Origin of the sequence: Exiguobacterium sp. s101 (assembly GCF_018617835.1) — a bacterium.
GTDB lineage: Bacteria > Bacillota > Bacilli > Exiguobacteriales > Exiguobacteriaceae > Exiguobacterium > Exiguobacterium marinum.
The window spans coordinates 76,610-91,781 of record NZ_JACSKX010000005.1 but is presented as its reverse complement, the minus strand read 5'-3'; the positions used below and the strand labels follow the sequence as shown (position 1 = coordinate 91,781).

General features: G+C 46.1%; 18 protein-coding genes. 9 read left to right on the top strand and 9 right to left on the bottom strand.

The window, feature by feature from the left end; all coding sequences use genetic code 11:
* Positions 1-136: 136 nt before the first annotated feature.
* Genes arcC through arcA form a run of 4 tightly spaced genes read right to left on the bottom strand, consistent with a single transcriptional unit; the run spans position 137 to position 4,926 of the window.
* Positions 137-1,099: a carbamate kinase gene (gene arcC / locus KNO76_RS06170; protein WP_026824952.1), complete on the bottom strand. Its 963-nt coding sequence runs from the start codon at positions 1,097-1,099 to the stop codon at positions 137-139.
* A gap of 14 nt (positions 1,100-1,113) precedes the next feature.
* On the bottom strand, positions 1,114-2,589 hold the full coding sequence (gene arcD / locus KNO76_RS06165) for an arginine-ornithine antiporter (protein WP_214883635.1): 1,476 nt from the start codon (positions 2,587-2,589) through the stop codon (positions 1,114-1,116).
* Positions 2,590-2,646: 57 nt separating this feature from the next.
* Positions 2,647-3,675, bottom strand: coding sequence for an ornithine carbamoyltransferase (argF, locus tag KNO76_RS06160; protein ID WP_026824950.1), 1,029 nt, complete (start codon positions 3,673-3,675; stop codon positions 2,647-2,649).
* 21 nt (positions 3,676-3,696) lie between these two features.
* Entirely contained in the window at positions 3,697-4,926 is a 1,230-nt protein-coding gene (gene arcA, locus KNO76_RS06155) for an arginine deiminase (protein WP_214883815.1), read from the bottom strand.
* Between the two features lie 320 nt (positions 4,927-5,246).
* On the opposite strand from arcA, the gene mgtE reads away from it, so the two are divergent.
* The gene (mgtE, locus tag KNO76_RS06150) at positions 5,247-6,605 is read left to right on the top strand and encodes a magnesium transporter (protein ID WP_026824948.1); all 1,359 of its coding nucleotides are present in this window, start codon (positions 5,247-5,249) and stop codon (positions 6,603-6,605) included.
* Between the two features lie 116 nt (positions 6,606-6,721).
* A complete protein-coding gene (locus tag KNO76_RS06145) occupies positions 6,722-7,120 on the top strand; it encodes a sodium:solute symporter family transporter (RefSeq protein WP_353047877.1) in 399 nt (132 codons plus the stop codon).
* 18 nt (positions 7,121-7,138) lie between these two features.
* On the opposite strand, the gene KNO76_RS06140 is transcribed toward KNO76_RS06145, so the two are convergent.
* The gene (locus tag KNO76_RS06140) at positions 7,139-7,414 is read right to left on the bottom strand and encodes a diguanylate cyclase domain-containing protein (RefSeq protein WP_214883632.1); all 276 of its coding nucleotides are present in this window, start codon (positions 7,412-7,414) and stop codon (positions 7,139-7,141) included.
* A gap of 104 nt (positions 7,415-7,518) precedes the next feature.
* On the opposite strand from KNO76_RS06140, the gene KNO76_RS06135 reads away from it, so the two are divergent.
* The 4 genes from KNO76_RS06135 (at position 7,519) to KNO76_RS06120 (ending at position 9,932) form a co-directional block, all read left to right on the top strand.
* Positions 7,519-8,535, top strand: a complete 1,017-nt coding sequence (locus tag KNO76_RS06135) for a serine hydrolase domain-containing protein (protein ID WP_214883624.1) — start codon at positions 7,519-7,521, stop codon at positions 8,533-8,535.
* The gene (locus KNO76_RS06130; protein WP_214883609.1) at positions 8,532-8,921 is read left to right on the top strand and encodes a GNAT family N-acetyltransferase; all 390 of its coding nucleotides are present in this window, start codon (positions 8,532-8,534) and stop codon (positions 8,919-8,921) included. Before KNO76_RS06135 ends, KNO76_RS06130 begins: the two co-directional genes overlap by 4 nt.
* 11 nt (positions 8,922-8,932) lie before the next feature.
* On the top strand, positions 8,933-9,640 hold the full coding sequence (locus KNO76_RS06125) for an SDR family NAD(P)-dependent oxidoreductase (RefSeq protein WP_026824944.1): 708 nt from the start codon (positions 8,933-8,935) through the stop codon (positions 9,638-9,640).
* Between the two features lie 82 nt (positions 9,641-9,722).
* Positions 9,723-9,932 carry a hypothetical protein gene (locus tag KNO76_RS06120; protein ID WP_026824943.1) on the top strand — a complete coding sequence of 70 codons (210 nt, stop codon included), beginning with the start codon at positions 9,723-9,725 and terminating at the stop codon, positions 9,930-9,932.
* Positions 9,933-9,950: 18 nt separating this feature from the next.
* Here the strand turns inward: KNO76_RS06120 and KNO76_RS06115 are convergent, their stop codons facing one another.
* A complete protein-coding gene (locus KNO76_RS06115) occupies positions 9,951-10,373 on the bottom strand; it encodes a hypothetical protein (RefSeq protein WP_051545936.1) in 423 nt (140 codons plus the stop codon).
* Positions 10,374-10,516: 143 nt separating this feature from the next.
* On the opposite strand from KNO76_RS06115, the gene KNO76_RS06110 reads away from it, so the two are divergent.
* Positions 10,517-11,509, top strand: coding sequence for an MDR family oxidoreductase (locus KNO76_RS06110; RefSeq protein ID WP_214883607.1), 993 nt, complete (start codon positions 10,517-10,519; stop codon positions 11,507-11,509).
* Between the two features lie 72 nt (positions 11,510-11,581).
* Here KNO76_RS06110 and KNO76_RS06105 read toward each other — a convergent pair whose 3' ends face one another.
* Both KNO76_RS06105 and KNO76_RS06100 read right to left on the bottom strand, forming a co-directional pair.
* Complete coding sequence (locus tag KNO76_RS06105) at positions 11,582-11,926, bottom strand: YflT domain-containing protein (protein ID WP_026824941.1); 345 nt, start codon at positions 11,924-11,926, stop codon at positions 11,582-11,584.
* Between the two features lie 96 nt (positions 11,927-12,022).
* Positions 12,023-13,480: a UDP-N-acetylmuramoyl-L-alanyl-D-glutamate--2,6-diaminopimelate ligase gene (locus KNO76_RS06100; protein ID WP_214883604.1), complete on the bottom strand. Its 1,458-nt coding sequence runs from the start codon at positions 13,478-13,480 to the stop codon at positions 12,023-12,025.
* A 247-nt stretch (positions 13,481-13,727) separates the two neighbouring features.
* Between KNO76_RS06100 and KNO76_RS06095 the strand changes: the two genes are divergently transcribed.
* Both KNO76_RS06095 and KNO76_RS06090 read left to right on the top strand, forming a co-directional pair.
* A complete protein-coding gene (locus tag KNO76_RS06095) occupies positions 13,728-13,943 on the top strand; it encodes a zinc ribbon domain-containing protein (protein WP_084483559.1) in 216 nt (71 codons plus the stop codon).
* Between the two features lie 146 nt (positions 13,944-14,089).
* The gene (locus tag KNO76_RS06090) at positions 14,090-14,395 is read left to right on the top strand and encodes an RNA polymerase sigma factor (protein WP_214883601.1); all 306 of its coding nucleotides are present in this window, start codon (positions 14,090-14,092) and stop codon (positions 14,393-14,395) included.
* On the opposite strand, the gene KNO76_RS06085 is transcribed toward KNO76_RS06090, so the two are convergent.
* Positions 14,341-15,141 (bottom strand): HAD-IIB family hydrolase, encoded by an 801-nt coding sequence (locus tag KNO76_RS06085; RefSeq protein WP_214883599.1) that lies wholly within the window; start codon positions 15,139-15,141, stop codon positions 14,341-14,343. The genes KNO76_RS06090 and KNO76_RS06085 overlap by 55 nt on opposite strands.
* Positions 15,142-15,172 lie beyond the last annotated feature (31 nt).

Sequence of the window (15,172 nt, the reverse complement as noted above, 5' to 3'; positions counted from 1 at the left end):
CACTTCCTTCCTGAAATAAGTGCAAACGTTTACATTAAATATGATAGCAATCTCATTTTTGGCATACAACTTTCCTTCCCCTTGAATCGGGACAGAAAACAAAAAGTCGCAAACGTTTCACGTTTGCGACACATTCTTATTGTTGAAGAGAAGGGGCCAAGCGGACACGCGTACCGGCATCCCCATATATGGCCGCTAATGCTTGATCGAGCGAGGTGATAATGGCGACCCGGTTTGTACCAGACTCTGCGAACTGCAGGGCCGCTCTTACTTTTGGCAACATGCTACCCGGAGCGAACTGTCCTTCCGCGATGTATGTTTCTATTTGTTCCTTGGACGCCTCTTGGAGCGCCATCTCACTCGGCTTCCCAAAGTTGACATATACATGTTCGACCGCAGTCAAGATGAGAAGCGCGTCTGCATTGACGAGATCGGCTAGTTTCGCAGCAGCGAAATCTTTATCAATAACCGCCTCGATACCGACATATCCTTCAGGCGTCTCCATGACGGGAATGCCACCGCCACCGGAAGCGACGACGATGTGACCTGATTCGACGAGTGTTCGAATGACCGTGTGTTCAGCGATTTTCATCGGTACCGGACTCGGAACGACCCGGCGATACCCTCGTCCTGCATCCTCTTTAAACACGTATCCTGTCGTTCGTTCAAGGTGAAGTGCCTCTTCCTCTGTATAGAACGGACCGATTGGTTTAGTCGGATGGTGGAACGCACTATCGTTTGGGTCGACAACACTACGCGTGACAAGAGAGGCCACTTCGCGTTCAAGGCCACGTGCACGTAGCGCTTTCGTCAATGCATTTTCAAACCAATATCCAATCATCCCTTGCGTCATCGCTCCACATACGTCAAGAGGCATCGCTGGCGTTGCTGGACTATCTGAGGCGGCTTGTTGCAACATCAGATTCCCGACTTGCGGACCGTTCCCATGCGTGATGATGACGTCGACTCCTTCTGCGATGAGTGAGGCAAGAGATTCCGCTGTTGCCTCCACCGCTCGCATCTGTGCTTCAGCTGTAGCATCTTTCCCTTGTTGAATCGCATTACCACCCAAGGCGATGACCACACGTTTCTTTTTCATATCTATACCCCCGATCAGATGACTGAGATATTACCCGATAGTATGCGAATGACTGCGAAGATGGCAAGTGCGGTCAAAACCCCAGCGACCATCCACTCTATTTTCGTGAGTGATTTAATTCCATTTTCACGCTGCGCTTTCATGTAGAGAAGAGTGCCCGGTGCATATAAAAGTGTTGTGAGAAGCAAATAGTCAATTCCTGCGGCATAGATGAGCCACAGTCCGTAAATGGAGGCGACCAAACCAATCGTCAAATCGCGCATTCTCCGCTCACCTGCACTGTAGCCAATTCTATTTTTCGATACTTTTACTTGGTAAAATGCTGAGAACACGTACGGGATCAAAATAGCACTTGAAGCGAGTGAGAAGGCAAAGTTATACGCTGCATCTGAAATCAAGAACGTGAAGAGGAAAAGTTGGATCAACCCATTCGTCAACCAAAGTGCGTTGACTGGAGCCTGATTTTTGTTCTCTTTCGTGAACCATTTCGGGAAGACACCGTCTTTCGCAGCGACGAATGGGATTTCAGCCGCTAAAAGGGTCCACCCAAGCCACGCTCCTAGTACAGAGATAACTAGCCCTCCGTTGATGAGCATGGCTCCCCACGGCCCGACTGCAGACTCTAGCAGATAAGCCATCGCCGGTTGCGAGGCATTCGCCACGTTTTCGGGCGTCATGAGCCCAAGTGACATGACGGAAACAAGTAAATAGATGACGAGCGTTCCGAGTAACCCAATCACGGTTGCTTTCCCGACATCGGAACGTTTTCGAGAACGACCGGAAAGGACGACAGCCCCCTCGACACCGATGAATACCCATAAAGTCACAAGCATCGTTGAGACGACCTGGTCGCGGACGCTTCCCCATGAGAAGCCGCCTTGTCCCCAAAAATCGAAGGTGAAGTTTTCGAGATTGAAGAAGAACAAGCTAATCGTAATGAATGCAAAAATCGGAACGAGCTTGGCGATCGTCGTAACAATATTAATCATCGACGCCTCATGCACCCCTCGCAAGATGAGCGTATGCACAAGCCACAACATAATTGAAGCTCCGACAATCGAGGCAATGTTTTGCCCACCTTCAAAAATTGGGAAGAAATAACCGAGCGAACTGAACAGCAGTGTGGCATACGCCACGTTGCCGAGCCAAGCAGATAACCAATATCCCCATGCCGAGTTAAATCCGACGAATGATCCGAATCCGGCTCGTGCATAGCTGTAAACACCGCCATCCAAGTCAGGACGACGATTCGTCAAATTTTGAAAACTGAGACCAAGCGCAATAATCCCGATTCCGGTGATAACCCACCCGATCAAAATGGCACCCGCGTTCGCACCTCGAGCCAAATCTGCTGCCAGGTTAAAGGCACCACCGCCAATCATCGATCCGACGACAAGTGCCGTCAACGCTCCAAGACCTAACCGCTTATCTTGCTTGTCAGGATGTACTCCAGCCGAACCACCTGAGTCATGCTCCACTTTCGTAGACATTCTACTCATCCCTTTCGCTTAATATGAAACGGGAGGGGGATTTCCCCTCACCGTCCGTCAACGTTCAAGCCATTCGCGTGTCTCTGTGAGCGTTGCTGCCATCACCGCCTTGATCGTATGCATTCGGTTTTCAGCTTCATCAAATACGAACGAGTGACGACTCCGGAACACCTCATCTGTCACTTCCATCTCCGTCAATCCATACTGTTCATGAATCGCCCGACCAACTTCTGTTTCTAAGTCGTGGAATGCCGGAAGACAATGCAAGAACATGATATCTGGATTGCCACTCGTTTGAAGCATATCCATGTTCACTTGATACGGTCGTAACAGCTCAATCCGTTCAGCGAAGGCCGCTTCCTCGCCCATCGACACCCATACGTCTGTATAGACGACGTCCGCGTGATCCATCGCTTCCTCGATACTCTCCGTTAAAGTAATCACAGCACCTGTTTCAGCTGCGACTGATTTGGCATAATCGACAATTTCGTCAGACGGCCAAAGTGATTTCGGTGCGCAAATACGCATATCCATCCCTACTTTTGCGCCGCCGATCAAGAGGGTGTTGCCCATGTTATTTCGTCCGTCACCGACATACACAAACTTGATTCCGGCCAATTCTCCTTTTTGTTCTTTCACTGTCAAAAAGTCAGCTAAGATTTGTGTCGGATGATAAAGATCGGTCAAACCGTTCCAAACAGGTACACCCGCATCTTTAGCAAGACCCTTGACCGTCTCATGGGCAAACCCGCGAAACTGAATCCCGTCAAACATACGACCGAGAACAATGGCCGTATCACGTACTGATTCTTTCTTCCCGAACTGGATGTCGTTCTTACCTAAATATTCCGGATGCATCCCTAAATCAATTGCGGCGACTGTGAAGGCACATCGTGTCCGAGTCGATGGTTTTTCAAAGAGAAGGGCGATATTTTTACCTTCACATATCCGATGTGGGATACCTTGTTTTTTTTGACGCTTGAATGCAGCAGACAAATCGATCAAATAATTGATTTCTTCACCAGAAAATTCGTTTAGTGATAAAAAGTGACGACCTTTCAAATCAAAATTGAACGTTGTAGACATACTGCTTCCTCCTTATCAAATTTAGATGTCTTGTCGAATAATTGGACAACTCATGCAACGTGGACCTCCACGTCCACGTGATAGTTCACTCGACATGATTTCGATCACTTCAACGCCTTCTTTACGGAGCAGTTCATTTGAGACGTAGTTTCGGTCGTATGTGACCACGACACCTGGAGCAATCGCGAGCGTGTTTGACCCATCGTTCCACTGTTCACGTGCTGCCGCAATCGGGTCGCCTCCCCCACAAGGAATCAAGGTTACTTCCTGTAATCCGAGGACGTCTTTTAATACTTTTAACAAATCAGTGTGTTGTGCGATTTGAAGTTCACCTTCTGCATTTAAGGAAAGTTCAAAAATATTCATTTTGCCTTCCGGACCTTGGATGAACGGATGGATGGTGAACTTATCATGATCGACCATTGTAAAGACGGTATCTAAGTGCATAAACGCACGTGATTTTGGAATTTCGATGGCGATTACTTTTTTGAAGCTGTCTCCATGCTTGAGTAAGTTGAGGGCGACACGTTCAATTCCTTGTGCGGTCGTACGTTCAGAGATTCCGATAGCGACAACTTCTTTCGACAAGACGAGTTCGTCTCCGCCTTCCATCGCAAATCGATAGTCGCGGTCCGACCAAATCGGAACATCATGTTTCGCAAAGCGTGGGTGATAGCGCATAATATACTGCGTGAAGAGTGATTCACGGCGACGTGCCGGCTCTTTCATTCGGTTAATAGAAAGTCCATGTCCCATCGCTGCGGCAGGATCTCGTGTGAAATAGAGGTTTGGCATTGGATCTAAAAAGAAGGGGTACGTATCTTCAATCATTTCGTGCAAGTGGCGGCGTTTTTCCGGCTTGATTTCTGATTTCCGGATACCGGCCATCACCGTTTCAATCAGCATTTCGTTATCAAAATCCAGTAAATACTCTTTTAATGTTTCGTAAGAGCCGTTGATATTTGATTTAGACTCGGATAAGATATCCGCGACAAACTTTTCGCGCACACCAGGGAGCGATAGCGTCTCAGTCATTAGTTTTTCAAGATAGAGAACTTCCACACCACGATTTTGGAGCGCACTCGCAAAATAGTCGTGCTCTTTTTGAATGACTGGCAAATGGGGAATATCATCGAACAAGAGTCGCTCTAAATATTCCGGTGTGAGATTTTCTAATTCTCGACCTGGCCTTTTCAGTAATACCGTTTTTAATTCTCCAATTTCTGAATACACATGAATCGGATGTTTCAGCGTCGTATCTTGTGAAATCGGTTGATTTGTCATTGAGATCATCTCGCTTCCTCCTTGTGATTCGGGTGTTTAACTACCCTTACCTTATCACTTTACCAAATTTGTGAATGTCTAATCCGGCACTTCACCTGTTATTGATTCCACATATGTATGAATAAATCTTCACATTCGTGAATGAACAAACAAAGCATAAAAAATCATTGTTATGGCAATGGGGAATATGATGTATGGATGATGTATATAATCGCTCTAAAAATGTTAAAAAAAAATTATTCAAAGAAAAATAGTCTAAAAAATGTTAGAGATCAGGATGTGACGACATGAGAATAGAAGAAATGGAACAAAAGCAACATCAAGCAGAGTTTCGTGTATTGATTCAGAAGGGGGACCCAATCGACTTTCGGGATTTATTCCTCTCCCTTCACCCTGGTGAACAAGCCGACCTTTTTATCGAACTCGACCAGAATGAACGTACATTTGTGTATCGGGCCATTTCCCCCGAAGTATTCACCGACTTATTCGAAAAGTTGACGTTAGATGAACAGTGCATGTTCATCCAAGAAACACCCCAACCGTATGCTGTTCGTATCTTAAATAAGATGTATTCAGATAACGCAGCCGATTTGATGCATGAGCTACCCGATTCATTCATGGATACGCTCTTTGAACAGATGGATGATATCGAGGAGCAAGAAGTAAGAGATTTGATGCAATATCCGGAAGAGACGGCTGGTTCTATTATGACGACTGAGTTTGTCGTTCTCCAAGCCGATAAGACGGTCGGACAGACACTTGCAGAATTACGTGAACTCGGACCTGACGCCGAGACGATTTATTATTTATACGTCGTCGACCACACGCATCAACTTGTTGGCGTCGTCTCATTACGAGATTTGATCGTTGCGCCGCTCGATGCAAAAATTGAGGATATCATGGGTTTTCGTGTCATCTCGGCAAACGTCATGACAGACCAGGAACACTTGGCCCGTATCGTACAGAAGTATGATTTGTTGGCACTCCCGGTCATCGACGACCACCAGAAACTACTCGGCATCATCACGGTAGATGATGTATTAGACGTCATCGAGCGTGAAACGACGGAAGACTTTGAAGAACTATCCGCGGCGAAAGGGTCTTCTGATATCAACATGAGTCCGTTTGAGGCAGCAAAAAAACGCGCCCCGTGGATTGTCAGTCTCATGTTTCTTGGCATGATTACCGCCTCGACAATCGGCAGCTTTGAAGATACGCTCGAGACGATCGTGTTACTTGCCGTCTTCATGCCACTTGTCATGGGATCCGCCGGGAACGCGGCTACCCAGTCGCTTGTCGTCGCTGTTCGGTCGATTGCGCTCGGTACGATTAATCGTAAGAACGTCATGAAGATGATTCGACGCGAGTTCGGGACCGGCATCCTGTTAGGAATCGCTTGTATGATTGTCATTTTCGGCGTCATCACTCTTCTATATGGCAACATGCTCATCGGCTTTATTGTTGGGATTTCAATTTTCGCCGCGCTCAGTGTCGCCACGATGATTGGTACAATCGTTCCACTTCTGATTAACCGATTGAAATTAGATCCCGCTGTCGCATCTGGACCATTCATTACGACGTTGATGGACAATCTAGGGCTCATCATCTATTTCACAGTCGCGACATCTATGCTTCAGTTTTTATAACGCTCGATTCCTCGAGCGTTTTTTTGATTTCGTCAAAACCAGATGACTAATTTCCAACTCGTTCGGGTATCCCTTACAAATATATATAAAACATAAGTAAATATTGAGGGGATTCTATGACGTTTCAACAAGTACTCTACATACTCGTGACGGGCGCCTTGTTCATGGGGCTCGTCGCCTACGTCTCATATCGAATGACGAAAGGAAAAGTCGAAAGTGCCGATGATTACTTTTTGGCCGGTCGTGGACTGACAGGCGTCTTCATCGCGGGATCGCTCCTCTTGACCAACCTGTCAGCAGAACAATTAATTGGCTTGAATGGTCAATCCTTTGCCGGCAACATGTCTGCGATGGCATGGGAAGTCACAGCTGGAATCGCCGCCATCATCATGGCGCTCTTTTTGTTACCACGATTTCTCGGCATCGGAATTTCGACAATACCTGAATTTTTAAGTCAGCGCTATTTGAACAAGCTAAGTGAAGAACCGGCTGAGATAGAAGAAGCCAGCAGCTAAAAAACAGACCTTCTTGAACTAAACGTCAAGAAGATCTGTTTTTTGTTGTCGCTTCTGTTCATACATCGCATCATCCGCATGTTGCCAAAGTCCTTCGATTGATGCCGGATGAGATGCCCAAGCCAATCCGATTGCAACGGAAATCGATTCTTTTTGACAAGCCGCTTCAATTTGGCAAACCATTCGTTCACATGCGTCTTCAGGCATCATCTCAAGAAATAAGACGAACTCATCTCCTCCTAAACGGTAAACGGATGACTCAATGCTTTGAAGGATTGTACCGACGCGTTTCAATTTATTTGGTAAATGTTTTTTGAATATTGAGTAAACTCATAAGAGGATATGATACTCGTGCTATAGTCGAACTATACAAAACGACTCAACACTTGGAGGTTCCTTTGCAAAATTTCACGCATCTATCGTTGAACGAAACATTTTCTGGTGTCTATTCTGTCACGAGTCCGACAGAATCCATTCATCACTCTTTCGGCTACGCTAACCGCTCAGAACAGATTCAAAATGAAGTAACGACACGATTCGGGATTGCTTCTGGCTGCAAGTTGTTTACGGCAATCGCCATTTGTCAGTTGGTCGAACAAGGTCAACTGTCTTTTTCCACTTCACTTGATTCGTTTCAAACATTCGACTTACCAAACATATCGCCCCAAGTCACCATTCATCAACTGTTGACTCATACGTCGGGTATCCCTGACTATTTTGATGAGTCCATCTCTGATGATTTCGAAGCATTATGGCGCGATGTTCCGATGTATCGTCTTCAACAGTTACGTGATTTTTTACCACTATTTCAACAAAAATTCATGAAAGATGAACCGGGGTCTCGATTCTCCTACAACAATGCGGGGTATATCCTGTTAGGGTTGATTGTGGAAGACGTGACCGGGCAATCTTTCACCGACTATATCGAACAATCGATTTTTCATCCTGCCGGTATGATTGATTCCGGATACTTCTCACTCGATTCCTTACCTTCCAAAACAGCACTCGGTTATATCGAGCACTCGAACGGCACGTGGCGCACAAACCAATATGCGATTCCAATCAAAGGCAGCGCAGATGGTGGCGCATATGTCACCGTTCAAGATATGGGCCGGTTTTGGGAAGCTCTTTTCTCACATCGTCTTCTTGACTCGTCTTCAACGTCCGTCCTCCTCACTCCGCATGTGACCGTCAATGACCGTGGCGAGTGTTATGGATACGGGGTTTGGATTCAACGTCATGCGACGGAAGAGATTTATAAGTATCATGTGATGGGGTATGATCCCGGCGTCAGTTTCCATTCTGGATACTACCCGAAAACCGCTACCATCTCGGTTGTTTGTTCAAATCAATCAGATGGTTCGTTTGACGTGATGAAACAAATTGAAGCACAGATTGGAGAGCGGATTGAATGAACATTCGTGCATATGTCTCGGCAGATTTTGAACACATCCAGCAACTCAATCGTGATGAAGGTTGGACCCAACTCGTCGAGCGGAATGAACTGACCCGTGAGGCATGGAAACAATCAAACGTCACCTATGTCATGGAGTCTGAGAACGGGGAGATTGTCGCTTATTTGCGTGGATTGACCGATACGACAGTCACCTTGTTCGTCTGCGAATTATTGGTCGCTCCCGCGTATCGAAAACGTGGGCTCGGCGAACAATTGCTCCAACATATCCATGCACTACACCCAACAACGCGCATCGAACTGTTGGCGAATCAACTCTCTCACACATATTATGAAAAGTTACGGTTCCGACCGTTTTATGGTTTTCGGAAAACCATTCACGAATAGGAGGAAAGTATATGAAACTTGCTCTCGTCACGGGTGCATCGCGTGGTCTCGGCCGTGCCATCTCCCAAGAACTCCAATCTCGAGGTTATGAAGTTGTCGGTCTCTCGCGTTCACAGGCAGAAGAGGTTACGTATCAACAGCTGTCAGTCGACCTTTCAAACGTCTCTGGAATCAATTCAGCTATCGAAGAAATCACTCCGCTGCTAGAAACGGCTGATTCAATCCTTCTTGTTCAAAATGCAGCATGGATCGAACCGATTCATCGCGTCGGACAATTAGATGGTGATAAAGTGACCGCTCATGTCCATGCCAACCTGCTTGCGCCGATGCTATTGGCGAATGCGGTCCTCGCTTTCGATAAGCCGACTGAGTTAATTCATGTGACGTCTGGCGCAGCTAAACGTCCGATTTCAGGCTGGAGCGCTTACTGTGGCACGAAAGCAGCCCTCGACCATTTTACGAATACGTTAGCACTAGAACTGGAAGGAACACCGCATTGCGCAGCTCTATTCAATCCAGGTGTGATGGATACATCGATGCAGACCGAAATTCGTTCTTCTTCAGAAGACGCATTCGCCGACCTTGAACAATTCCGTTCATACGAGACGGAAGGGCGACTCCGATCTCCGGAGACGGTTGCTCGCGTTTTCGCAGAACAATTGATTGACCGCTCTCTTGAGAACGGCAAAACCTATTCGATTTATGACTTAATTAAATAATTTACCAGGTTAAAAATAGAACCACCCTTCTCTAGTTAAACCGTCTACACTACATGCATAGACACGTGAAAGGGTGGAGCGTATGAAAACAATTGCCGGAGGATTACTGCTATTTGGTCTGTTCAGCTTAGCGATGTCGTTCACAATGATTGGGGATACCGCAATCGTTGGAGCGATGGTAAGCGGGGTTTCTATTTTGTGCAGCGTCGGGTTATTATTCGGAGCGACCGAATTAAGTCGTATTCGTCATGACTTGCTTCACGACAAAAAAACGTCTTTCCCATCTGAATGAGGGAAAGACGTTTTTGATTCAATCTTCTTCGTATTCATCTAATAAATCATCGACATCGTATTCTTCGAAGTCGTCTTCGTCGATAAAGATATCGCGATCGTTCACAACGTGAATTGGGCCATTGGCCACGTCGATGCGGATCGTCCACGCCCAAGGAATGCGTAACCGGTTATAAACCCCTGTCCAGAATTCCATCGATTCTTGCTCATACTGTTCAAATTCTGTCAGGAGTTCTTTGAACGAAACACCCGATAACTGGAAGTTTGAATCCTGGAGCCGTTGAAGCGCATGATGTTTCGCTTCTAACTCGGCTGCCCGAACCATTTCTTCAGCGGTCGCCATCTCTAGGATCGTCCCGTCTGGTGGGAGAATATCGTATACGTTAAACAATTCGCCTTCTTCTACTTCTACATCATCAAACTCATAGTCATCGTGCCGCATACTACATTCCTCCTTACGCAATTTGTATCTTCTTTATTGTACCACTCTCTACCCGATTCCCCCTAAAGAATCGTGCATATATTTTATTTCGCACGGGAAAGATAGGTAGAGTGAAGATATCCAAAAGAAAAGAGGTTACACAGATGAATGAATCATTCCAAGCACTCGTGCTCGACCAACAGGATAACCACCTTCATACCGAAGTAAAAGATGTCAAATCCGACGTGCTCCCAAAAGAAGAAGATGGGAACGTCTTAGTCGAAGTCCACTATTCTGCGTTGAACTATAAAGACGCACTCGGATTAACAAATTCAGGTAAAATCGTGAACCATTACCCATTCATCCCTGGATGTGAATTCGTCGGGAAAGTAGTCGAATCGGACCATCTCGACATTAAAGTCGGAGATGAAGTCATCGCCACTGGTTTTGGAATTGGCGAACGTCACTTCGGTGGTTTCAGTCAATATGCCCAAGTTCCGGGAAACTGGCTCGTCAAATTACCGAAGGGGATGACTATGCGCGATGCCATCGCTATCGGGACACCAGGGCTGACGGCGATGTTATCGATTGATGCACTCGAGCACGCCGGTGTCCGTCCTGGGGAAGAGGTACTCGTCACGGGGGCGACAGGTGGTGTCGGGAGTTTCGCCATTACGTTACTTCGCCATCTTGGCTATCACGTCGTCGCCTCGACTGGTAAAACAGATTCACCTTACTTGCGTTCACTTGGTGTCGAGACCATCATCAATCGTAGCGAATTAGAAGGATCTGTTCGTCCACTCGCCAAACAGCGTTTTGATGCCGCCATCGATTCAGTTGGCGGAAATACACTCGCTAATATCTTGAGTCAAATCAGGTATGAAGGTGCTGTTGCCGCATGCGGTCTCGTAGGAGGAACCGATTTGCCGACGAACGTTTACCCGTTCATCTTACGAGGGGTGAAACTAATTGGAATCGATTCAGTCATGCAACCAATGGCACGCCGTATGAACGCATGGGAACGTCTTGAAGAACTCATCGACATGAAAATGTTGAACGACATGATTCATGAGATTCCGCTACACGATGTCCCACGTCACGCCGAATCGATGATGCGAGGAGAGTTGAGCGGTCGCACCGTCGTCCGCCTTCGTTAATCGAACAAAAAAGAGGCTGAATCGATCGTGTCGATTCAGCCTCTTTTCTCTCTATTCTCAATGGTAGTGGAATCAGATAGTAAATCCGGCCGGTGCATCTTTCACGACGACGAGCACTTTCCCTTTGTCTAATTTCTCTTCTAGTCGTTCTGACTCTTCTTTCGAAAAGCCAAGTTCTTGAAACTCTGCACGAAGTTCGTCCCCTTTTTTACGGAACACGTTTTTGGCGGCTGTCCCCAAGCCGACGTCACTTGCCGAGACGGTGTTCGCATCAGCATTGTCCGCAACGCGTTTGCTTCGGTCATCGTCATGTGTAATGACGTAGATGTTGGATTCATCCACCCCATTTGATTTCATCGATTGAATGGCGGTAACGACTTCTTCATCGTTTGTAAATTCTTTGTACAAAACTGACATGTCTATTCTCCTCCTTCAATTCTACTACATTACTAGTTATTGCCTTCCTTACCGTTCTTCACACATTAAAAAACGATGACGTTTGTCATCGTTTTGTTAAACGGCAGGTTCCTGCCCTTTTCGCTTTTTCAATTCTTCTAATAAAATATCTGATTCGTTGAAAGGAATCGACTGGCGGCCGATTCGTTCGATGTGATCATGCCCTTTACCGACGACAACGACGCGCTTCCCTTCTAACGCTTGCATCACTGCGTGGCGAAGTGCATCTTTCCTCGCTTCAAACGTCACATAGTTCGCATTCGGCTGAATCCCTTTGACTAAATCGCGAATGATGTGTGTTGGATTTTCCATACGAACATCATGCACGGTGACAATCACTTCGTTTGAATACTGACTTGCGATGCGTCCCATATCTTGGCGCTTCGTCGGGTCCCGATCTCCTGCTGCACTTAAGACGACGACGAGATCACGGTTGTCTTGTTGCAATGTAGACAAACATTTCTCTAGACCGTCTGGTGTATGGGCATAGTCAATATAAATCTCAGCATCCTCTGTAGCTAAACGTTCCAAACGCCCTTTTGGCAAGGTAAGTCCTGGAACATTTGAAACAATGGTCCGCAGCGCCATATCAGAAGTCGAAACGAGTCCAATGGCCGCTGATAAGTTCGCTGCATTGAACGCCCCCATGAATCGAACGGGCACTTCGAGTTTGAAATCCTTCATACTGACGAGTACCGTCTCTTCACGCCAAATGACTTGAATGTCGGCATCTATCTCCTCTTTTGTACTATACATAATGGCTTGACGTGTCGGCGCAAACTCAGCCATGACATGACTAGCCGAGTCTTCTGCGTTTAACACGATTGCCTCACCGTTCGTCACTTCTACCTGTTCAAACAATCGCGCTTTCGCCCGGGCATACTCATCCATCGAACGATGATAATCTAAATGATCATGCGTCAAATTCGTAAACGCGGCCGCATGAAAATGAATTCCAGCCACGCGACCTTCCATCAATGCATGCGATGATACTTCGAGTACACAATCCGTGACGTCCGCATCAACCATATCCGCTAAAATGCGATGCAAGACGACAGCTTCTGGGGTCGTATTGGCCGTTTCAATCGTCTGATTGAGGAAACGAGCTCCTATCGTACTAACGATTCCGGCACGTTGTCCTGAGAGACGCAATAAATCATATGTCAACGTCGCTGTTGTTGTTTTTCCATTCGTTCCCGTCACACCATATATGCGCATTCGATGAGAGGGGTGGTCATAAAAAGCACTCGCAACCGCTCCTGCCGTCTGCTTCGTATCAGCAACAACCACATTCGGTACGTCGAGATCGAGTGGATATTCTGAGATGACCGCACTCGCACCATTGACCACGGCGTCTTCTGCAAACTTGTGTCCGTCAACCGTGTAGCCGCGAATGCAAATAAAGACGTTCCCTGAACTGACCTTTCTGGAATCCGTTTCGACTCCGGTCACCCATGGATCAAAAATGTCATCCATCTCATTTATTAAAATGGCGGATAAACGTTTCGTTCTCATGCTGTGTACGTCCTTTCTCATGGGTGTCGCTAGGTTGATTAACCTTATCGTCATGGCACTAGATTTAAACGGCAATTGAGATGACAAAGATATTACTTCCCTTTTCCAATGAAAAACAATCACTTCACGAAAAAAACCTAGACACTTCATTCAAGTGCTAGGCTCTTCCTTTTTATATTCACAAGCTGTTCGTTCGAGCAAGTTTCTATTATGATAAAAGAAATGGAACAAGAGAGGAACAAAGACAATGAGCTATGTATTGTTACTGATTTTAGCGGTCTTTTTATTCGGTGCAATGATTTTTGCCGCACTCGCACTACCGAATCTTCGCAACATCCTATTCAATCGTGGCAGTTTATTCAATCAACAGAGCGAGAGGGTCACTTGCCCAAAATGTAAAACGTCATTTAAACGTGCTCCAGGTGATGCGCAGACTTGTCCGCATTGTTATCACACGTTTTAAGTCATTGCATATTCAACTGCCATTTTCCCTGTTCTTTTGTTTGAATGACCTCAAATTAGTAAAAGAAGAGAAAGGGTACTTTATCAAAGTAAAGTCCTTTTATCGTTTACAGTTGAGACACTCATTCTATATGAAAGGAATTGCATATGCTTCCTACACTTGATGAACGCCTAGTCGATCAAATTCGTCTAAAAAATCGACTAGCCTTAGAACATTTGTATTCACGCTATGAAAACCTACTCTATCGCTACGCGCTTCATCTTAGCAACCATCCGGCAACGGCGGAAGAAACTTTGACTGAGTTATTTTGCCGCATCTGGCAACAACGCCTCGATTTTAATACACATGTGGAAGCGATTCGTTCAACTCTCATCCGTTTCTTAGAACAAATCATTCATCAATTAAAAGATGAAACATTGGATTCTAATACCTCTAAAATGCCATCAACGTAAGCCTTTTTTGTCAATTTTAGATAAGCTCGTTTCGCTTGTGCTGTTGCATTCTTTAACAAATAACCATTCCCGACATGCGTTAACATATCGAGGTCGTTCCCACTGTCACCAAAGGCATATGCCTGTTCACGGTCAAAAAAAGAAGTCACACATACATAGGATACACTCGAAGCTTTTCCTGCATGAATCGGGTAAAAATCGACATCAAACGCATTGACGGGATCACCTGCCTTCGGATTGCATTGGCTAATATTGACGGCAATACCCGCTTCATTGGCCAACGTTCGAATACCTTCTCTCCATTCCCTTTGTTGATTGCGTATGTAATAACTACGAATCCAAGGACTCGTCCCATTCCCTGGCTGTGCTTCTAGTTCAATCTGCATCTCCCCAGTCTGTGCCGCGACACGTTCCACACGAGATACAAAATCACTTGGGAACGACTCTTGATAGGTTCGCTCTACAGAGAATGTCCCATCCGTATCGATTCGATATAGTTCTGTCCCGAGACTTGAGGCGATGCGATGAGGCCAAAAGTGAAGATTCGCTCGCTTTACTTTTTCGTGTAACGATGCAAGCGAACTGCCTGTCACCCACATGATCGATAGTTGGGATGAATGTCGCTCCAGAAAATTTTCCAGACGACGAACGGATGCCAATTGGTCCGGTGTACACGCATGAGGAAAGTAGGTCTCATCAAAATCAAAGCAGATGAGGATGTGTCCCTCATTCGTAAATCGCTTCATGATATCGTCTCCTTATCATTTTCTCTTTCCC